Below are 21,927 nucleotides of genomic sequence, written 5' to 3'. Positions count from 1 at the left end.
TGCTCTAGGGGCTTCCAAATAAAAAAATACCCAAAAAACTGGCGAAAAAACTCTTTCCTCTTTATTCCTCTGTGTTCTCTGTGTCTCTGTGGTTCGTTTATTTGAGTAATTTATTTCTTGGAAGTCCCCTAGTGTTGACATTTTCGTGTTTCGCGCAGTCTGTAGCAACTTCCGCCTTAAGAGTAAAAACTTCCACTTTTTCTGTAGCAACTTCTGCTTTAACCCCAGTTTTGCACTTTATTTAATCCGCATTGCTTAGTACCTTTTGATTACATCCAAAGTAGAGGTCGCCCAATTCTTCCAAAGAAACATCGGTCTGCAATTCTGAATTACCGAAGTAGGGATGGATGGGAAGAAGTTCAGCGCGAGGCCGGGTTTCGGGTGAAGACAGAATCTGCTCTAGCAAAGTCAGGTAGTTTTCAGCAGTAGATTCCCAAGTGTACTTTTTCAGCACCCTCTGCTGACCCGCTTGAGCAAAATACTCCCACTCCTGAGCATCACATAGCAACCGCTCCAAGCCCCGTACAATATCAGCAGGGTCTTCTGGGTCAACGAGTACGCCATATTCCTTATTTCCCTGTCGAAAGCTCTCGCTGGGGCCACCGTTCTTAGTTGCTACCACTGGTAAACCTGCAACTGCTGCTTCTAAGGGAGCAAGCCCAAAGGGTTCGTAGAGTGCAGTCAGCGCAAATACTGAGCGGCGTTTTACCATAAACCGATAGGTTGCTGCTAATGACTCTTGAGATTGATCTGACAAGCCAAAGGCACTCACCTTGCCCCCCAAGTCGTTTTCTTTGACTACTTCCCGAATCGGGGCTAATACCTCTTCAGTCATATCGTCACTACTTTCGTGTCGTAACGGATCGTCCAGCCCCCCTGTAATTAGCATCAAGTTAGCTCGTTCCTGAAGTGTTGGACTCATTGCGAAGGCTTGCACTAGCCCTAATATGTTTTTTTTCGGCTCTAATCGACTGGATGCTATAATTACGGGCAAATCTCGACGGGCTTCTGCAATGTCCCGTGCTAATCGCTCCTGAATCAACTCTTGGGTAGCTTCCTCATTTTCCGAACGGGCTTTTGCACCGAAAATCGAGAAATCTGCTCCCGGTGGAATCACTGCAAAGCGGTTGTCGTCGTCTACATCCACTGCACCACTATAGACTTGATGAGAATACTGTTCAAAACGTTCTTGTCGTGTACTGGTGATATTAATAGCCGAGCGATTCATGCTCAGGCGTTCGGCTAAAATCCGATATCTGAAATTAAATTGCTCGTCTATCCCTGTGAGATTTTCTGGGGTGGCTTCCAGTTTGTCGATCTTTTGAGCGCCGAGAGAATGAGCAGTAAAGGTAAAAGGTATGCCTGTCTCCTCTTCAATTAGAACGCCACACAGTCCTCCATCAGCGTAGTGAGCAGTCATAGCATCGGGTAAGCCACCTTCGTGTTGATAAAATTTCAAGATGTTGGGTATCCAATCAGCGACCAGATGAGGCCATAACAACTCTTTAGAGAGAAATTCTTTTGACCCAGCTGGTAAACGGATAATGCGGACGTTATCGATTCCTGGATAAGTGTCAATCGCTTCGGCAAACTCTGGCCACTCCGGGTCAATGATTTGACGAGTGATAATATCAACTTTATGACCCATTTGAGCAATAGCTATGGCGACTTGCTTAACGTAGATTAGCTGACCCCCAAAATCTGGGTGTTTCGTGATGTGGCTATTGGCTGAATCAAAATTGCCTTGAGGGTTGAGAAATCCAATGTGCATCGCCCACTTCCTAATACAGGTTGATTTCTACTAGAGATTTTTGCCTGAAGACGGCAGCATAACAGCTTAGTGAGCTTGTTAAAAACTCCCAAGGCTGAAAAACGCAGGCAGTGAGGCTGTATATAAATGCCATGAAAAAGTAAGTCAAAGGGCTTTTATTGATTCCCTTTAGCCTAAACTTAGCCAGTTCGCGCATTTTCTTAATGTTTAAGTTAATCGCTATTGCGGCTCGCGCACATATACCCGATGACATAAATAATAATAAGTAGGTAGGCGTAATTAAATATAAGATCAAACCTCACCCTCAATCCCTCTCCAAAATATCGGAGAGGGAAGCCGGAGGCAGGGTGAGGTTTTATATTTAATTTGACCTAGCTTACTTAATAAGGTAATATTTATCCTTAATAGGACTTACGCAAAAACTCCTCAAACTCTTATTACTTCGTGTCCTTTGCGTCCTTTGCGGTTCGTTTTTCCATAATTTTGCGTAAGTCCTACTTAAAATTCAACGTCTTCTCGCTCTTGTCCTGTAGTTTCAGTTTTATCAGCACCTTTTGCTGCCCAAAACATTGTATCAATACACTTAGCAAGTTGTTCAATAGTTGGTGCTTCAAATAAATTACGTACAGTTACATCTATTTGAAAGGTATCTCGGATTCGGGAAATTAACTGAGTAGCTAGTAGAGAATGACCCCCTAATTCAAAGAAATTGTCATAAACGCCTATCTGCTCTTTTCCCAGGACTTTAGACCAAATTTCTGTAAGTAACTCTTCAACTTGCGATCGCGGTGCCACATAATCATATTTATCGAAAGTTACTATATCGGGTCTAGGTAAAGCACGACGGTCTACTTTGCCATTAGCTGTTAATGGTATTGATTCCATTACCACATAAGCTGTTGGCACCATGTATTCTGGTAACTTTTCTTTCAGAAAATCGCGTAACGTAAATGTAAGTTTTGATACTTTCTCCCCACTAAGAACAATATAAGCCACCAAATACTTATTATCAGGTATATCTTCATCAGCAATAACTACTGTTTCTCTTACTGCTGGATGTTCACTCAAAACCGCTTCAATCTCTGATAATTCAATGCGGAACCCACGAATTTTTACTTGATTATCAACCCGTCCTAAAAATTCAATATTGCCATCTAGTAAATAGCGGGCTAAATCACCTGTTTTATAAAGTCGTGTTTTTGAATTATTAGTAAAATAATTTGTAATAAAGTGTTCAGTAGTTAATGCCGGATGATTAAGATATTCTCGTGCCAAACCATCACCACCAATATATAATTCACCAGTAACGCCAATAGGCAAAGGTTGTAAATGGGTATCTAATATATAAATTTTTGTATTAGCGATCGGGCGACCAATAGGAATAAATGCAGTTGTTTCTGGTAATTCTGGGATATAGTAATAAGATGAAAATGTTGTATTTTCCGTAGGTCCATAAACATGAACTAAATGCTTTGGCGCACCATATTGGAGAATCTTTTTAATCCATCTTATATTAACAGTCTCGCCACCAAATAGTAAATATCGCAACGAAGCAAAAGCTTGCGGAACATCTCTAACAATCTGTTGAAATAAAGCTGTTGTCAAAAACAAAACACTAATTTGTTTTTGCTGTAGCTGTAATGCAAATTCATCAGGTGAAAGGATTACATCTTTGCTAACACCCACAAGTTGAGCGCCGTTAAGTAGCGCTCCCCAAATCTCGAATGTTGCTGCATCAAAAGAAGTGTTTGAGGCTTGGGCGATTTTATCTGATGGTGACAACTTTATATAGTTTGTATTGCACACTAACCGATTTACAGCTTTGTGAATTATCGCTACTCCTTTGGGTTTACCTGTAGAGCCAGAAGTGTAAATAACATAAGCTAAATTGTGAGATGTAACGCTACTTTCAAGGTTATTTTTGTTTTCTTGAGTAATAATTTCCCAGTTTTTATCTATGCAAATAATTGGATTTAAGAACCATTGAAAAGACTTGAGCAACTTTTCTTGTGTTAGCAATACTGAAACCTGTGCGTCTTCCAGCATAAACTTTAAGCGTTCTTGAGGATAGCTGGAATCTAAAGGTAGATATGCTCCTCCTGCTTTCAAAATGCCTAATAAGCCAACTATCATTTCTATAGACTGTGAAATGCAAATACCTACTAAAATTTCTGAACCTACCCCGATTTTTTGTAAGTATTGTGCTAGTTGATTGCTGCGATTATTCAACTCTTGATAAGTAAGCTGCTCGTTACCAAAAATTACTGCTATACAATCAGGATGATGCTGTACCTGTTCTTCAAATAATTGATGGATACACTTATCATGAGGATAATTTACATTCGTATTATTCCACTCCACTAATACCTGATGTAGCTCCGCTTCACTTAATAGTGGTAAATTTCCAATGCGTTGTTCTGGATTAGCAACAATGCTTGACAACAGAGTTTTAAAATGATCCAGCATCCGGCTAATGGTAGCTTTATCAAACAAATCTGTGTTGTAAACTATTAAACCACGGAGTCCTTCAGAATACTCCCAGTTTGCACCCCATAAGCTCCTAAAATCATCAGAACACTTCCATAGGTGTAATTCCAAGTCAAAGCGCGTTTTTTTTAAATCAATATTCATAAAGCTAGGCACTAATCCAGGTAGTTCTAGTGCCGACATTGGCGCATTCTGCAAGCTAAATACTACTTGAAATAACGGATTATGGCTCAAATTTCGCTCTGGGTGCAGTTCTTCAACTAACTTGTCAAATGGCAAATCTTGCTGGCTATAGGCTCCTAGTGTTACCTCTCGGACTCTGTGTAAAAGTTCTTTAAAAGTCGGGTTTCCAGATAAATTGCTCCGTAGTACTAAAGCATTGACAAAAAAACCGATTAGTCCCTCAATTTCGCTGTGATTACGGTTAGCAATTGGCGAACCTACCGCAATATCTTCTTGATATGTGTAGCGGTAGAGCAAAGTTTTAAATGCTGCCAGCAACGTCATAAAAAAGGTAACTCCTTCTTGCTGCGAAAGCTTTTCTAGTGCATCAGTTAGCTTTTTTGGTAACTCAAAAAATTGTGTTGCTCCTTGATAGCTTTGTATAGCTGGTCTTAGTTTGTCGGTAGGCAAATGCAGCATAGAAATACCATTTAATTGCTGCTGCCAATAAGTTAATTGCGTTTGCAGTACTTCTCCTTGCAGCCACTCGCGCTGCCAGTGAGCAAAATCAGCGTACTGAAGAGGCAGTTCTAAGAGAGGGGAAGGCTGGTTTTGTGCAAAAGCTGTGTATAGTATTCCCAGTTCCCGAATCAGCACCCCAATAGACCAATCGTCGCAGATAATGTGGTGCATATTCAGTAATAGAATATATTCTGTCTTGGAAAGCACAAGCAACTTCACTCGCAGCAATAGCCCGGAGGATAAATTGAAGGGATCTTCTATCTCTGCGTTAATAATGTTGTTTACTTCAACCTCCCTTTTACCATCTGGCAGTAGCTGGAGGTCTAATACAGAAATAGGTATTGTTAAGCTGGGTGCGTTAGCGCAGCTTTCCGCAGGAATCGCCTGTAGAGGTTGCCCATCTAACACTATAAATGTCGTGCGTAAGGTTTCATGGCGATGTACAATTTCGTTAAAAGTCTGCTCCAGTGCCGTTAAATTAAGTGAACCTGTTAAGCGAATTACTGTCGGCACATTATAAATAGTATTGTTAGGGATCAACTGGTCGAGGAACCATAACCGTTGTTGGGCAAAAGATACTGGAAAGACGAAAACCTCTTCAGAAGACATATTGATCCTTATTTTAAAGTTTGTGCTTTCTCAATACAGGCTCTTAACTGTGCGGCGAGAACCTGAATATGGGGCTTTCTCAGCATGGTTAGGTGATTGCCAGGAATATGATGAATTTCCGTTCCTTCCACAGCTAACTGATCCCAACCCATACTCGGCTCTCGCTCAGTAACGTTTAACTGAACTCTTGTTCTGAAAAGATTAATTCGCTTAGGGTAGACTTGCGGAATGTAGTTGAGAACTGCTTGGCTATTGGCGTAAAAAACACGAAGCATAGGGATAATTGCCGACTCACTTAAAAGTCTTAACTTGGATTTTTCAGATATAAGGTTGACTGTGGCATCCTCCTTTTGGGTGAAGTGCGAGAACAGATTTTTTTGGAGCGATCGCATCAACTGCTGAAAATTATAAAATCGAGAAGTTAAACTATTAATTCGGTTCCTACTAGGAGCAGTAATTAAACACAAATAATCGAGGAAAAATGGCCACATATATGGCACTACTGTAGTAAAAATAAACTTTAAAGCATTACTCAAAGAAGGTAGATTGCTCTTAATTGGCGCTACAGTATCAAGCACAGCAAGTAGAGCTACTTCTTCCCCAGAATTTTCAAGTTGTTGAGCCATCTCAAAAGCAACCCATCCTCCGAAAGACCAACCCCCGATAAAATAAGGGCCTTTCGGTTGTACTGAGCGTAATGCTTCAATGTATTGGCTAGCTATATCCTCAATGCGGGTTAGTGGGGTTTCTCCATCAATTCCAATAGGTTGTAGTCCATAAAATGGTTGATTTTCCCCCAATTGATGAGCTAATTCATAATAAGGGAAGACAACACCAAAGATTGGATGAACGCAGAAGAAAGGCGGATTTGAACCATTTGCTTGAATCGTAACCAAAGGAGACCACGCTAGAGAATCTGTTTTTGAAGATAGAGCAATTGCTAAACTTTCAATTGTTTGATTTAAAAACAGGTTCGATAAAGGTAAATCACGCTCAAACTGTTTGTTTATCTGGTCTAATAAACGTATAGCCAGCAGCGAATTACCTCCCAAATCGAAAAAGTTGTCATGAATTCCTACATTCTCAACCTTAAGTACTTCAGCCCAGATTTTTGCCAAGGTTGACTCAGTTGCAGTCCCAGGAGCAATAAAGGTTTTATCTATTGAGTGGCTGTGAGGATCAACTGCTTTTAGTGCATAACGATCGACTTTGCCATTAGCTGTTAACGGCAGAGAATCCAGAATTACAAAAGCTTTTGGGATCATGTATTCTGGTAATTTTTCTTTTAAGAATTGGCGTAGTTGAATAATTGTTTGCTCTTGCGGTGACTTAGAAACAATGTAAGCTACTAAATGTTTGTTATCATATAGATTACCTTGAGCAATTACGATTGCTTTTTCTACATTATTATGCTGGCTTATAGCTGTTTCAATTTCTGACAATTCAATGCGGAAGCCACGAATTTTTACTTGATTATCGATACGTTCTAAAAATTCGATATTACCGTCTAATTGGTATCTGGCTAAATCACCCGTTTTGTAAAGCCTTGCTCCTTTATTACCATTAAAAAGATTGGGAATAAACTTTTTGGCAGTTAATTCGGGACAGTTTAGGTAGCCTCGTGCAAGTCCATCACCAGCGATGTATAATTCGCCTAAAACTCCAATTGGTACAGCTTGTAAATGCTTATCTAATATATAAATTTCAGTGTTAGCAATTGGGCGACCTATAGGCGGTTTTTCACTCACAGATTTAATTTCGGCAACAGTTGACCAAACGGTTGCTTCAGTAAGGCCGTAAGCGTTAAAAAAGCTACGGCTAGGACTCCACCAACGTTTTACTATATCCTCAGAACATGATTCGCCTGCACAAATAATTGTTTGTAATGCGGGGAGTGATTCTGTAGGTAAAACGGCCAAAAGCGCAGGTGGAAGGGTAACGTGGGTAATAGATTTTTCGCGTAATAATTGGAGCAAAGCTTTTGCAGATAGAAGGCATTCTTTATTTGTTAAATAAAGGGTTGCTCCTATTCCCAATGCCATTACAATCTCAAAAATTGAGGCATCAAAACTCAATGATGCGAATTGCAGAATGCGGTTACTCGGTTGCAAGTTAAAAACCTCAATCTGATCTGCTGCCAAATTAGACAGCCCTCGGTGTTCTATTAAAACGCCTTTTGGCTGCCCTGTTGAGCCAGAGGTGTAGATGACATAAGCTAAGTTTTCAAGTGTTATGCAATTGTTGGGGTTTTCTCGGCTATGTTGTGTAATATCTGCCCAATCTTTATCTATACTAATAATTTGATTTGAGAATTGTGTAAAATGGGAAAGTAAATTTTCTTGTGTTAGCAAGACAGAAACTTGTGCATCTTCTAACATGAATTTTAGACGCTCTTGAGGATAGCTGGGATCTAAAGGTAGGTATGCGCCACCAGCTTTGAAGATGCCTAATATGGCGATTATCATTTCTGGCGATCGCTCCATACAAATACCAACTAAATATTCATTTTTTACTCCTATTTTTTTAAGATAATCTGCCAGTTGGTTACTGCGTATATTTAACTCTTTGTAGCTGAGTTGTTGATTACCAAATACTAGTGCGTAGGCGGAGCCTGCGTTTATCGCAGTCGCATCAGGACTTTTTTCCACCTGTGCTTCAAATAACTGATGAAAACACTTACTATTTGGGTAACTTTTCTTAGTGTCATTCCAATCAATTAATAACTGCTGTCGTTCTGCTTCAGTAAGTAAAGCTAAATCTGAAATACGCTGTTTGGGATTGGCGACAATACTTTCTAACAGTATTTGGAAATGCCTCAGCATTCGCGTAATGGTGCTTTGATCAAATAAATCAGTACTATACTCCACTTGTCCTTTCAGACTTTGTAAGTCTCGCCACAGATGGAACTCTAAATCAAGCTTTGCAATTTTGCTGTCGAAGTCGAATAACGAAAGCTTTAACCCAGGTAACTCTAGCGCTTCAATGGGAGTATTTTGTAAGCTAAATACGACCTGAAATAAGGGATGGCGGCTCAAATCTCGCTCTGGATGAAGTTCCTCTACCAGCTTTTCAAAGGGCAAATCTTGATGGGTGTATGCTCCCAAAGTTACCTCTCGGACTCGATTTAATAATTGCCGAAACGTCGGGTTCCCTGATAAATCGGTACGTAGCACCAAACTATTGACAAAAAAACCAATTAACCCTTCTAGTTCGCTACGATTACGATTAGCGATCGCTGAACCTACTACAATATCCTCTTGCTGCGTGTAGCGATAGAGCAAAGTCTGAAACGCAGCAAGCAAAATCATGAATAAGGTTACATCTTCTTGGTAGCTAAGTGCCTCTAGCGCTTGAGTTAAGGAGTGTGGTAGTTCTAGAAATTGTTTTGCACCCCTATAAGTTGGAACTGCTGGCCTTACTCGGTCGGTAGGGAGATTCAGCATCGAAATGCCGTCTAATTGCTTTTGCCAATAAGCTAACTGCGTTTCTAAAGGCGAACAACCATTTTCCCCCACTGCTTGCAGCCACTCGCGTTGCCATTGGGCGAAATCTGCATACTGAATGGGTAATTTTGGCAGAAGCGTAGACATCAGACATGGTTTATCTTCTACAAAAGCTTTGTATAATATTCCCAGTTCTCTAATCAGTACCCCAATTGACCAGCCATCAGCAACAATGTGATGTAGACTTAGCAGCAGCACATATTCTGCTTCATCTACTTGTAGCAGCTTCACTCGCAGCAATGGCCCGGTGGTGAGATTGAAAGGATGTTGAGCCTCTGCGGTTGCAATTTGCCGTACTTGTGTCTCACGTTCTTGGTCAAAATTGCGTATATCTACTAGGGCAAGAGGTATGGTTAAGCTGGGTGCGATTACCTGCACTGGTTGCTGCTCTACTATAACAAACGTAGTGCGTAAGGTTTCGTGGCGACGCACAATTTCGTTGAATGTCTGCTTTAAGGCGGTAAAGTTGAGGGAACCTTTCAGGCAAAGTGCTGTTGACACATTGTAAAATGGATTGCCCCGTGCTAATTGGTCGAGAAACCACAATCGCTGCTGGGCGAAAGAAGTGGGGAAGACAAAAACCTCTGTTTCTTCAGAAAAATTCAGTTCATCATCTGTGAGGCTACTGAAAATATACTGGCTCATAACAATATCTTTCTTAAAAAAAGAGAATGAAGACAGAGGGCTGATGTTGTAAAGTTATTTATTCCACAACGATCGCGCATTCGCTAAAAGCAATCCATGTTTGACATCTTATCACTGTAAATCATCCCTGCTACTACATATAAATGCTACAACAATAAGTCCATAAAAAATTGCATGTTTAGTTTCATAAAAGATGTTTTAAGTAAATATACAGCTTGGTATAAATAAATTTATTCACTTTGGTAGATATAGAGATTTGTATTTTTTTGTAAAGTAATAAAGCTAAAAAATTTGCAAATAAACTTGTTAGTGGATTTATGAGTCTAGCAATAACAAGGACGATCCGAATATTTTCATTTAATAATCTAAAAGTTTTATTATTGCCTAAAAGTAAAATAAGTTATTTTTATCAAATTTTAAAAATTTTTAATTAGAAAGTAGTAATATTTAGTTAATTCAAATTTATTAGCCTTAACCTTAAAATGAACTTATAAAAATTACTATTAAACACATCTTCCAAGTTTGTTATTAACACTAAAATTAGCTTTTGGTACTTAACTTATGTATGTAGCTATATGGCCTGGGAATGTATATCCCTTGGGTGCTACCTGGGATGGCAAAGGCACAAACTTTGCTTTATTTTCCGAAAATGCAACAGGCGTAGAACTTTGTTTATTTGATGCTGATAATCATGAAATTCGCTTGCATTTAACAGAAAAAAATAATTTTGTTTGGCACGCTTATCTACCAGGAGTAGGGCCAGGGCAACGCTATGGATTTAGAGTACATGGCCCTTGGGCCCCAGAACTTGGTCATCGCTTTAACCCTAATAAACTACTAATTGATCCCTATGCTAAGGCAATTGATGGGGAAATTACCGATAGTCCAGCTAATTTTGGCTACTCTTTAGATGCACCAGAACAAGACCTAGCTTTTTCTGATTTAGATAATGGCGAATTTATGCCGAAGTGTATTGTTGTCGATCAGTCTTTTGATTGGGGAGACGACAAACTACTTTCTATACCGTGGCACGAAACTATTATTTATGAAACTCACGTTAGAGGCTTTACTAAGCTACACCCAGAAATTCCAGAAGAATTACGTGGTACTTATGCAGGGCTAGCACATCCAGCCGCAATTCAATATCTCCAACAACTAGGAATCACATCTGTAGAATTGATGCCTGTGCATCACTTTTTATCCTCTCCAGGATTTCTCGTAACTAAAGGACTGAAAAACTATTGGGGTTACGATTCCATTAATTATTTGACACCCTACTCTGGTTACAGTGCTAGTGGCTCACTCGGAGAACAAGTCACCGAGTTTAAGCAGATGGTCAAAGACTTACACTCTGCTGGCATTGAAGTAATTTTAGATGTAGTTTATAACCACACTGGCGAAGGCAATCATTTAGGGCCAACATTGTCACTGCGAGGCATCGATAATACTGTCTACTATCGCTTGATTAAAGATAATCCCCGTTACAACATGGACTTCACAGGCTGCGGCAACTCTCTGAATGTGCGTCATGCCCAAGTTTTGAAGTTAATCATGGATAGCTTGCGCTATTGGGTAACAGAAATGCATGTTGATGGCTTTCGCTTTGATTTAGCTTCGGCATTAGCGCGAGAACTATATGAAGTAGATAATCTCGCAGCTTTTTTTGATATTATTCATCAAGATCCAGTTTTGGCAGATGTGAAACTGATTGCTGAACCTTGGGATTTGGGAGAAGGCGGTTATCAAGTTGGCAATTTTCCTTTACGTTGGTCTGAATGGAATGGCAGATATCGTGATACTGTCCGGGATTTTTGGCGTGGTGAGGATGATAGCCTCGGACAATTTGCTTATTGTTTTACTGGTAGCCCTGACCTTTACCAAGCAAACGGGCGTAATCCTAGTGCCAGTATTAATTTCATCACTGCTCATGATGGCTTCACGCTCAATGATTTGGTCAGCTACAACGAAAAGCATAATCAGGCTAATGGCGAAGATAGCCGGGATGGGGAAAGCCATAACCGCTCTTGGAATTGCGGTGTAGAAGGAGAAACCGATGACCCAGACGTAATCCGCTTACGGGAACGTCAGCGACGCAACTTTTTAGCAACTCTAATGCTGTCTCAAGGCGTACCCATGCTATTAGCAGGAGATGAAATTGGTTGCACTCAGAAGGGTAACAATAATGCCTACTGCCAAGATAATGAAATTTCCTGGCGTGATTGGAGTTTAGAAAAGTCTAATTCCGAACTCCTAGATTTTAGCCGCGAACTGATTTATTTTCGTCATCAACATCCAGTATTTCGGCGGCGTAAGTGGTTTCAAGGGCGTGCTATTCGCGGTTTTGGGATCAGTGATATTGGTTGGTTTAATGCCGATGGCAGCGAAATGACTGAAAAGCAGTGGCTAGTTAGTTATGCCAAAGCTATGGAAATTTTCTTGAATGGCGAGGGCATTGTTACTCCTGGCCGCCGTGGGGAACGGATTATTGATGAGAGCTTTCTGCTATTTTTTAATGCTCACTACGAAATGATGGAGTTTGCCTTACCCAATGTTTTTAAGGACAGAGAATGGGAGATAGTTATTGACACCAACGAACCTCGCTTTATTAGCCCAGGAAAATTGATTATGGGTGAGCAAACTGTGTCAGTTACAGACCGTTCTATCATGGTGTTACGTCGTCTTGCTTAGTAAGTGGGTCAAATTGAATATAAAACCTCGCCCTACCTCCAGCTTCCCTCTCCAAAACATCGGAGAGGGATTGAGGGTGAGGTTTATTATATGTTTAATTACGTCTACCTACTTAGCACAAAAATATCAAGTGTTATAGCCGTTCTTAGTTAGGTGCAATAGAGTTATCCGAAAATGCGAAATGCTTACTAGAGAATGGTTTGAGCGATTTTAACCAAGTGAGATCGCGTAACCGCCCAGCCTAGCTGATCGCCAGCACTTAGTAGAGGCAACAATAAGTAAGGGCATGGCAGTATTATGCCCCTACGAACATGGGGTCAAGTATAAATCAGTTTTTTGCTTGACCACTTTTTAATGCTTTGGGTGCTAGAGGTGAACTGTCATAATGTGCTAATAAGTCAGCAGGCTCGTTGTAAATTGCGATCGCATTTTTTAATTGACCATCATCAAAACCACCGCAACGAAACGCAATCACGCCAACACCAGCTTTATTTGCAGACTCAATATCATAGGGAGTATCGCCCAGCATCACCACCTTGGATGGCTGCATCTTCAACTGACTCAAAGCAGCTTCCACAATATCTGGAGCAGGTTTAGAAGCTTCGGCATCGCTAGATGTTGCCGCCTCATCCTGACTGAGTAAATCATCAATTTGTGCAGCTTTGAGCAATACTGACAGTTCTTCATTCGTTGCCGAAGTAGCGATGATTAGACGCAACCCTTCATCCTGCATTTTTAATATTAGTTGCCGCGCCCCACTGGCGGGAGTCAGATTTGCCCCAAACTTGTTGATGATTAGTTCTTTGCGTTTGTCGGCGATTTTCTTACCTTTTCCTTCTTCATCGGAAAGTCCTGGCGCAAACTTAGGAATAATCTGGTCGCCTCCCATGCCAATCAGTGGTCGAACTTGCTCAAACTGTACCTCATAGCCAAATGCTGCAAATGCTTCTACCCAAGCTTGAGCATGGGCATCATTACTAATGACAAGCGTCCCATCTACATCCAAAATTACGCCCTGATATGCCATTGAGAAATTTCCAGGTTACTTTACGCCTCTACACTACTAAAAAGTTGTTGCTATAACCTCTACCTTGGTTGTTACTTCCAATGGCAGAGTCACGTAAATCTGACTAACTTCGTTCTTCCATACCGAAGAGACGCCGAAAAGCTGACTGCATCAAATTAGGAGACTCACGAATGAAACACTTTATCTGGCGCTGATTGAAGTAAACCACTCCATAGCTCTTTCGGCGATCGCAGGAGGAACTGTCTGGAAGCCGTTAAATTCAAGGTATAATTGCCAGATCATAGAGGATTTTTAGCGCACCCTCTGCATCGCCTCCGGCTCCATGCAATATCAACACCAGTTGCGCGGGCTGATCTGCTCGATAGGTTTCAGGTACATAGATAAAACCATCTCGCTGCCCATCTAGACCTAATGGGTGTAACCCTGTCAAAGCGCTTGTTGTGGCGCGAGTTGGACGGGACAACAACCGTCCTTCAGTAGCTCTAGAATCAACTTGCTTTGAGGTTTCCATAACAATAAGTTCCACTTTTGGCAATTGGATAGTTGAGAGGCAGCGAGTGGTAAAATCATTCCTGGTAGCCCGAACTGGAGTACTTGCCGTCGTGTCCAGTCAGAAGGATTGTTTTGTGTCACTGCGATCGCTCAATCAGCAACTAACTGAGAGTACACCAAAGGGCGGGTTGAAAAAAGATTGACAGCAAGCAGAAATTATTTTTTCTGCCACCAAATCTTATTGGATACAAAAAGATGTTAAATATTTTCCGCTACATTAACGCCCTTGACTTTAGCTGGTATGACAATGCTGTAATAAGCAGTTGCGATCGCAGCTAATGCATTGAGCAAAACATTGTAACCAAACAGTGGCATTAAGCCAAAAGATGTCTTTGCGAAGGGCAACAATCCCATGACAGCCAGCAAGGCATAAGAAATTGCAAAAGCACGGTTGAACAGGCGTGCAGTGCTAGCATTGCTGTAAGAAATAATTCCAAACAATCCTACAGCGCAGCGTACAAGGTTATGCAAAAAGTTGGTTGGAATTGCACCAAAGATATAACCAAAACCCGCAGAATAAGCGCCAGTAGATTCATCAAGTCCAATAAAAGATTCGTTCGTTCCTGGCAATGAAACTAAAGCTGGTATAAAGCCAGCTAAACCTAAAAGTAAATAAGCGATTCCGATAGCCAAAGCAATATAACGCTCTGTCATTTTTGCCGCGTTGATATTTTCCATTGCAGTCAATCTTTTTTTAATTCCATTAGTTAATACTGATATATTTAAGGTTGTAACCAAAAAAAAATTTTATAATCTATCATAAGTTTCAGCGTTAAATTCAGCTTTATATATCTATAGTGAGAAATTAAGATATTAGCCCTGCTGGAATTTTCGACTGCATAATCGCAGTGCTTTTATTTTGTATCAGGAATTACATATAAACTTAACTTGGGCGATTCTTTATATATGCCTTCAAATACTTCATAGCTACAGGGAAATATTTGGTAATAAAAGTAGCTTTGATAAAAGCAGATAACAAAGTTACTAGCCTCTAATTACACTCTAAATTAGAGGCTTTCTCATAACTGAAGAAGTGCTTAAAAAGGAAACAAACTGCAAAGAACGCAAAAAGAAGAAGAAAGAGATATATAATTTTCACAAATGATTTAGGAATGCTATAGTAACAGTAAAAAAATCATCTAGATTTAACTTGCTATTGACTTTATAATGTATAGCAATCCTAAATCATTCGTAAAACAGAAAATCACTGGTAAGCTTAAAAACACCTACTTTTAGCCCCCCTATTTCTCATTTTTGATTGTTATAGGTAAAAAAACAACGGCTAACATATCAACACAGCGATAATGATTGATTTTGAACCTTGGGACAGATTATTGCGTCAGTATGTTGATCAACAGGGTCGTGTAGACTATGCTGCTTGGAAAAAGGAGCAACCCCAAGCAATTACAGATTGGTTGTCCTGCAAAAAAAATCTGGCTTTTAAATCTAATAGCGGCAATCTCGAACAATTAGCATTGTGGATCAACCTTTACAATGCGTTCACCATTTCGACAATTTTGGAGAGATACCCCATAAAATCGATTCGTCCGCAAATTTTAGGGATTCCCAACTGGCTAGCTTTTTTGTGGTTCTTCCAACGTCGCGCTTATTCTATCTTTGGGGAAAGTTACAGTTTAGCAGAAATTGAGAACTCTATTCTGCGGGACAAATTGCAGGAGCCACGAATTCATTTTGCGATCGTTTGTGCTTCAGTTGGTTGTCCTTTACTACGTTCAGGAGCTTACTTTCCTGAGCAAGTTATTCAGCAATTAGATGAAGATGCACGTCGTTTCATAAATAACCCTGAAAAAGTCCGTTATGACATGGAGAGTAAAACACTTTACTGTAATAAAATCTTCAAGTGGTATCGTCAAGATTTTTTAAAAGTTGTACCCTCCATTCCCGAATACATTCGTTCATACTTGAAAACAGACTATCCACTTAATGCTTCAACGCCGATATCCTATCTTCATTATGACTGGAGTTTAAATCAGCGAATATCTTGATAAAACTGTTTGAGATAATTTGCATCAACGCCAATTCCCCACAAAAGCCCAATATAAAGATAAATTGCAGTTGCTTTGAAGCTACCCCATTTGGCTACGCGACGATCTGAAGATTGAACAATACGGTTCACCAGATAAATACGTCCTTTTTTAACTAATTTCAAGCATAAATCTCCATCCTCCATAATCGGTAATGCCTCATCAAATCCGCCACAATCGCAAAAATCAATCCGACGACAGAACATTACTTGATCTCCAAACAACAGACGCAATCCTCGAAAAAATAGGTGAGGCTTAAATAATAGTGGTGCGTAGTAAGTTTTTAGATAATTATGTAGAGAGATACCCCAACGAGTTGTTTGAGTTCCTGACATCAGAGAAATGAACCCCCCACAGGCAATGGTAGGTTCTGCGAGAGTCTTGTTAATGACGCTGATTAGATCATCTGGAACCCAAGTATCTGCATGAAGAAAGCAAAGAATATCTCCAGTTGCTGCTGATGCTCCATAGTTCATCTGAAGAGAACGCCCTGGCTGTTGGGATGAAAGAATTTGTCCGTTCAAAGTTTGATTAAATGACTCAAAAATTTGCTTTGCAACTGTCACCGTCTGATCTTCGCTGCCACCATCTACCACTATCACCTCAGAAACAAGAGGATTAAGTAAAGTCAGTTGGCGCAATGTCCGCCCTAAGTTAGTTGCTTCATTTAAAGTAGGAATGATAATCGAAACTTGAGACATACCGATTTAGTAGTTTTATTGTTATGTTTATTTTACTTGTTGATGTTGATAGGCTTTAGCCCAAAGAAAAATCGGGGAATATTCAGACGTTTTATTAAAATTTCATAGAAAAGATTTGTCACTAAAACCGTTGCTGTACTAATAATTAAAAACTTTGCTGCTATACCTAAATTCCATTGCACAACATAAAAAGATATCGCTACCAAAACTGTCTGATGCAGCAAAAAAACTGGATAAGCTGCAAGGGTTGTATATTGCAAGATACTATTAGTAAATGATAGATATTGCTGACTTAGCCCAAGTATGGTAGTTACCCAACACCAAGAATTTAAGCCTCGCAACATTTGGTAAAGAATATATTCCCCAGAATAGCCACGTACAGGAAGTACCTCAGTTACTTGTATTGCAAAGATAATAGACATGGTAACTATTGCCATAAAGAAAACGAGCCTTTGATGTTGAACAATTGTTTGTTTAAATCTGGTATCAAAACACAGAATCAAACCATAGACAAAGTAACAAAAGTACAGCAGCAAATTTGCCCAGTCATCATAAAGATTTTGGAATCCAAACCATTTGGGACGGAATGCACCTTCAATCATAGCCAATGGTAGAGCAGGTAATAAAATGGCTCCTGGCTGTTTCATGAAAGTTGCAATAGTAGAATACCAACGCCGCCCCATATCTTGCTTAAAGAATAACAACAGAGGGAGACTAACAATAGATATTACAAATAGGTAAATCACAAACCATAGGTGCGCCCACTCAAAATTACCTTGAGGACGAATCCCGTTAAAAAACTGTGGGTAAAACTGTAAATAGGAACCGATATTTTCGTGATGAGTCAGAAGTTTGTAATAGACTTGAGGAGGAACTAACACCAACGTACCAAATATGAAGGGAATTAATAGTCGCTTAAAACGCTCATTCACATACTGCATCGGTGTTCGCAACTGAAGAGAAAACCAAGAGGCAGCCCCGGAAATTAAAAAAAACAATGGCATGTGCCACTGATGAACAAAAAAAATAAACCATCCAAGGACAGGACTTAGTAAGTTATTTCTAATATAAAATTCGCCTAATTCGCCTTGATAAAAAACTGTGGCGGCATGAAAATAAATTAGCAATAGCACCGCCAATACTCTTAACCAATCGAGGTCATAGTGTCTTTGTTGGTGATTGTTTGTTATATCTAAATCAGATTTTAAGTTCATTTATTGGCTTTGGTTATAAACCTACCAGGACATAAGTTGTCAACAGCAGCAAAAAGCTGGACTAAATCAAGATATCATGTTAAATATGAAAAATATAAATTGCGGGAAAAACGGTAAAATTCAACTTTACTGCTTATGAGCATGGTAACTAGATTTGAGCAGTTTTCCCCAGATTGCATTGTAAGGATGTACAACCTGTGTTGGATGCTCGTCTCTAAACATGAGTCTTGCTTCATTTGCCCACTGAAAAATCCCACCGTTCAAGTTATAAATGCACTTCAGCCCAGCTTTATTAAGCTGCTGGGCTAATTTGGCGCTACGGTAGCCAACGGCGCAGTAGACAACAATTGGGTTGTCTTTTGGAACTGTTGAAAGTACTGCTAAGTCAGGTGTAAGTGGGTCTATCTGCGTTGCTGTTTCGATATGGCTCACCGCATATTCTGCCTGACTTCGTGCATCTAGCACTAATAGTCCTGGCTTTCCAGAATCTAATAGCAATTGAGCTAATTCTTTGCTTGTAATTTCTTTAACATTAGGAAATTTCAATCTAATCAGAAGTTTAATAAAGTTAAATGTAAGTGATTGCACTTTTAAAAATACTCCTCGTTTTTACAGATTATAAGTAAGTGGGTCAAATTAAATATAAAACCTAAAACCTCACCCTGCCTCCGGCTTCCCTCTCCTTACTAAGGAGAGGGATTGAGGGTGAGGTTTGATGTTATATTTAATTATGCCTACCTACTTATTGAAGTTTTCCATTATTCAGAATTGACAAATTCTTTACATGCTTTCAAAATTAGCACGCAGCTTGGCGCATCTGTAATAATACTATCCATCACCATTTCGACAGATGTATTTAAAGTGTTTTGTCTCTGTCCCTTCTCAGGGCTATTTCATTCTATTTTTACGGCAGTTTTTACGAATCTTTTTCAGAAAAATAAGAATTTAAACCGGAGCTAATTTGAGAACCGTAGTTTTTGCCCTCACCCTAAATCCCTCTCCCAAATCTGGGAGAGGGACTTTGAATTGCCCCAGGGCTATTTCATTCTATTTTTACGGCAGTTTTTACGAATCTTTTTCAGAAAAATAAGAATTTAAACCGGAGCTAAGTTGAGAACCGTAGTTTTTGCCCTCACCCTAAATCCCTCTCCCAAATCTGGGAGAGGGACTTTGAAATTCTGGGTTAATAACGAACGATCGCTGATGCAACTAACTAATGGTTAGTGGTTGAACCACTAACCACTAACTATTGTTACGTTCTAATGAGCTGCGACTACCTCTTTTTCAAGGCGAACTAGTCGGTCTGCTAAAAGTTTCTCAAGGTCTTCTAATGCCTTGGTGAAACCTTTGATACCCTCATCTAGTTTGTCGGTTGCCATGCGATCGCTAGCGTGCATCTTGTCATAGTTAGCTTTGTCAACAGATATCTTTTCAATTTGCAAGTTTGCTGCCTTGGCAGGGTCAAGTTTGCGTGGGAGTTCTCCAATTGTTGCTTGCAATTCAGCCAAAAGTGATGGCGAAATAGTTAGCAAATCACTACCTGCAAGTTCAGTAATTTCACCAAGGTTACGGAAGCTAGCTCCCATAACTTCGGTTTTATAGCCGAATTTCTTGTAGTAGTTGTAGATTTTGGTGACTGACAAAACTCCTGGGTCTTCGGCTGCTGGGTAGCTATCGCGTCCGGTATCTTTTTTGTACCAGTCGAGAATCCGGCCGACGAAGGGAGAAATTAAGGTAACGCCAGCTTCTGCACAGGCGATCGCTTGGTGAAGACCAAACAACAAGGTAAGGTTACAGTGAATACCTTCTTTTTCGAGAATTTCCGCAGCGCGAATGCCTTCCCAGGTGGTGGCAATTTTAATTAACACGCGATCGCGGCCAATTCCAGCAGCTTTATACTGAGCAATTAAGTCTCGTGCTTTAGTTAGGGTAGCTTCGGTATCGTAAGACAAGCGAGCATCCACTTCTGTAGATACGCGACCGGGGATGATTTGTAAAATCTTTAATCCAAAAGCAACTGCCAAACGGTCAAAAGCTAGAGAAACTATCTGTCCTTGGGTGGCTCCGGCTCCAGCATCTTTCTTCGCTTGGAGTAAAGTTTGATCGACAATTCCCTGATATTCTGGCATCTGTGCCGCAGCAGTAATCAGTGAAGGATTGGTGGTAGCGTCTTGGGGCTTGAACTTTTCAATTGCCTGGATATCCCCTGTATCTGCGACTACAACAGTCACTTGTCGCAATTGTTCCAGTAAATTCTTAGACATAAAATACTCCGTAATGAATGTTACAGGATTTACTTATTCCCCATCAAATTAGTGCTGAGTGCTGAGTTAGGAGTTAGGAGTTAGGAGTTAAAAGTTAGGAGTTAAAAGTTAGGAGTTAGGAGTTAGGAGTTAGAAGTTATTATTCTGCTCCTTGGCTCCACCATGCCCACTCCCTACTCCCCACTCCCTAGTTCCCACTCTCTAGTTCCTTCAATTCTGATTCTGGCAATTTTTTTTGATCGTTGCCCAATTTTGCTTACTATCTTGAGCCACAGCCTTATTTTAAGTGCCTTATGCAGAAATTGGCTGTCCAATGGAATGCACTTTGATTAAACTAGTTGTTCCTGATTTACCAATTGGAACACCAGAGGTAATTACTACTTTATCGCCCTTATTCGCTAAACCCATGTCTACAACTGTGTTCACGACATTGGTAAACATCTCTTCGGCATTGTAGACTGGTGGGATCAACAAAGCTTCTACGCCCCAAGAAAGCGCTAGTTGGCGATAAGTCGTGATGTCAGAGGTAAGGGCAATAATGGGAGAAGTTGGGCGATATTTAGACACCATTCTCGCCGTACTTCCTGATGAAGTGTTACAGAGAATTGCTCGTGAGCCTGTTTCATAAGCGATGCGACAGACGGATTCTGCTACAGATTCAGTCACGCTGAGACTGCCTGCTTCATGACACCAGGCATGTTTGCTACCCTCATCTAGAGCCTGTTCTGTCCGCACGGCGATGTTGTGCATCATCTCGACGGCGGCGACGGGATATTGTCCGACAGCTGTTTCACCAGAAAGCATTACCGCATCTGTTCCATCTAAGATGGAGTTGGCAACATCGGTGGCTTCGGCGCGGGTGGGATCGGGGGCGCTAATCATCGACTCTAGCATTTGGGTGGCTGTAATCACCGGCTTGCCAGCCCGATTGCAACGGCGAATAATATCTTTTTGAATTAAGGGTACTTCGTGAATTGGCACTTCTACCCCTAAATCGCCACGGGCAATCATAATCGCGTCCGCAACCTTCAGAATGGAGTCAAAGTTCTCTACTGCCTCTGCTCTTTCGATTTTCGCAATTAAGCGGATGGAAGCGCCAGCTGCTTCAATCATGCGTTTGGCGGGTTCCAAGTCTTGTGGCGATTGCACAAAGGACACCGCCACCCAGTCTACACCCAACTGAATCCCAAAGCGCAGATCCAGCAAGTCTTTTTCGGTGATCGAACTAACAGGTAAAGGAGTTTGTGGTAGGTTTACTCCTTTGTGCGTAGAAATTAACCCGCCAATTTTTACTTGTGCGCGAATGCGATCGGCATCGCGATCGGTAACAATCAACTTGACGCGACCATCATTTATCAAAATCGGTTCGCCTGGTCGCACCATTGCGAACAAAGTCGGCAATGGTAAGGGTAGTTCGTCGATACTTTCACCCTTTTCTTGCAAAACAAAGGTGACTTCACTACCAGCTTCTAAATTTAACCCGGACGGTGGTAAAGTTCCCAAACGAATCTTTGGCCCGCAGAGGTCTTGCATAATTGCGATCGGCTTTTGCTGCTCAGTGCTAATTTGTCTGAGATAATGAGCAGTTTGGGCGTGGAATTCATAAGCCCCGTGGGAAAAATTCAGCCGCGCCATATTCATTCCAGCTTCTACTAAGCCGTGCAGCTTTTCGGGTGCAGATGTAGCTGGGCCAACAGTACAAATGATTTTGGTTCGACGCATAGGGATTGTGGGTTG

General features: G+C 40.7%; 14 protein-coding genes. 3 read left to right on the top strand and 11 right to left on the bottom strand.

What is annotated here, in order from left to right; translation table 11 throughout:
* Window positions 1-241: 241 nt before the first annotated feature.
* The 3 genes from V7K73_RS06195 to V7K73_RS06185 form a co-directional block, all read right to left on the bottom strand.
* Window positions 242-1,771: a glycosyltransferase gene (locus tag V7K73_RS06195; protein WP_334878112.1), complete on the bottom strand. Its 1,530-nt coding sequence runs from the start codon at window positions 1,769-1,771 to the stop codon at window positions 242-244.
* Window positions 1,772-2,269: 498 nt separating this feature from the next.
* On the bottom strand, window positions 2,270-5,551 hold the full coding sequence (locus tag V7K73_RS06190; protein ID WP_334878111.1) for a non-ribosomal peptide synthetase: 3,282 nt from the start codon (window positions 5,549-5,551) through the stop codon (window positions 2,270-2,272).
* An 8-nt stretch (window positions 5,552-5,559) separates the two neighbouring features.
* On the bottom strand, window positions 5,560-9,699 hold the full coding sequence (locus tag V7K73_RS06185; RefSeq protein WP_334878109.1) for a non-ribosomal peptide synthetase: 4,140 nt from the start codon (window positions 9,697-9,699) through the stop codon (window positions 5,560-5,562).
* Window positions 9,700-10,260: 561 nt separating this feature from the next.
* Between V7K73_RS06185 and glgX the strand changes: the two genes are divergently transcribed.
* Window positions 10,261-12,387 (top strand): glycogen debranching protein GlgX, encoded by a 2,127-nt coding sequence (glgX, locus tag V7K73_RS06180; protein WP_334878108.1) that lies wholly within the window; start codon window positions 10,261-10,263, stop codon window positions 12,385-12,387.
* 328 nt (window positions 12,388-12,715) lie between these two features.
* Here the strand turns inward: glgX and V7K73_RS06175 are convergent, their stop codons facing one another.
* Window positions 12,716-13,414, bottom strand: coding sequence for an HAD family hydrolase (locus tag V7K73_RS06175; protein WP_334878106.1), 699 nt, complete (start codon window positions 13,412-13,414; stop codon window positions 12,716-12,718).
* 259 nt (window positions 13,415-13,673) lie between these two features.
* Entirely contained in the window at window positions 13,674-13,925 is a 252-nt protein-coding gene (locus V7K73_RS06170; RefSeq protein ID WP_334878104.1) for a hypothetical protein, read from the bottom strand.
* Between the two features lie 46 nt (window positions 13,926-13,971).
* Between V7K73_RS06170 and V7K73_RS06165 the strand changes: the two genes are divergently transcribed.
* The gene (locus V7K73_RS06165) at window positions 13,972-14,109 is read left to right on the top strand and encodes a hypothetical protein (RefSeq protein ID WP_334878103.1); all 138 of its coding nucleotides are present in this window, start codon (window positions 13,972-13,974) and stop codon (window positions 14,107-14,109) included.
* Between the two features lie 55 nt (window positions 14,110-14,164).
* Here the strand turns inward: V7K73_RS06165 and V7K73_RS06160 are convergent, their stop codons facing one another.
* On the bottom strand, window positions 14,165-14,644 hold the full coding sequence (locus V7K73_RS06160) for a DUF4383 domain-containing protein (RefSeq protein WP_334878102.1): 480 nt from the start codon (window positions 14,642-14,644) through the stop codon (window positions 14,165-14,167).
* A 626-nt stretch (window positions 14,645-15,270) separates the two neighbouring features.
* Here V7K73_RS06160 and V7K73_RS06155 point away from each other — a divergent pair.
* Window positions 15,271-15,972 carry a DUF547 domain-containing protein gene (locus V7K73_RS06155; protein ID WP_334878100.1) on the top strand — a complete coding sequence of 234 codons (702 nt, stop codon included), beginning with the start codon at window positions 15,271-15,273 and terminating at the stop codon, window positions 15,970-15,972.
* On the opposite strand, the gene V7K73_RS06150 is transcribed toward V7K73_RS06155, so the two are convergent.
* From V7K73_RS06150 to pyk, 5 genes are all read right to left on the bottom strand, one after another.
* Window positions 15,957-16,712, bottom strand: coding sequence for a TIGR04283 family arsenosugar biosynthesis glycosyltransferase (locus V7K73_RS06150; protein ID WP_334878098.1), 756 nt, complete (start codon window positions 16,710-16,712; stop codon window positions 15,957-15,959). The genes V7K73_RS06155 and V7K73_RS06150 overlap by 16 nt on opposite strands.
* A gap of 32 nt (window positions 16,713-16,744) precedes the next feature.
* On the bottom strand, window positions 16,745-17,926 hold the full coding sequence (locus V7K73_RS06145; protein WP_334878096.1) for an acyltransferase family protein: 1,182 nt from the start codon (window positions 17,924-17,926) through the stop codon (window positions 16,745-16,747).
* Between the two features lie 126 nt (window positions 17,927-18,052).
* Entirely contained in the window at window positions 18,053-18,472 is a 420-nt protein-coding gene (locus V7K73_RS06140; protein ID WP_334878094.1) for a rhodanese-like domain-containing protein, read from the bottom strand.
* A 713-nt stretch (window positions 18,473-19,185) separates the two neighbouring features.
* Window positions 19,186-20,190, bottom strand: coding sequence for a transaldolase (locus tag V7K73_RS06135; protein WP_334878092.1), 1,005 nt, complete (start codon window positions 20,188-20,190; stop codon window positions 19,186-19,188).
* A 291-nt stretch (window positions 20,191-20,481) separates the two neighbouring features.
* Window positions 20,482-21,912 carry a pyruvate kinase gene (gene pyk, locus V7K73_RS06130; protein ID WP_334878090.1) on the bottom strand — a complete coding sequence of 477 codons (1,431 nt, stop codon included), beginning with the start codon at window positions 21,910-21,912 and terminating at the stop codon, window positions 20,482-20,484.
* Window positions 21,913-21,927: the final 15 nt, after the last annotated feature.

Origin of the sequence: Nostoc sp., from assembly GCF_036916975.1 — a bacterium.
Classification (GTDB): Bacteria; Cyanobacteriota; Cyanobacteriia; order Cyanobacteriales; family Nostocaceae; genus Nostoc.
The sequence above is the reverse complement of the archived record's forward strand: the minus strand, read 5'-3'. Positions and strand labels throughout refer to the sequence as shown.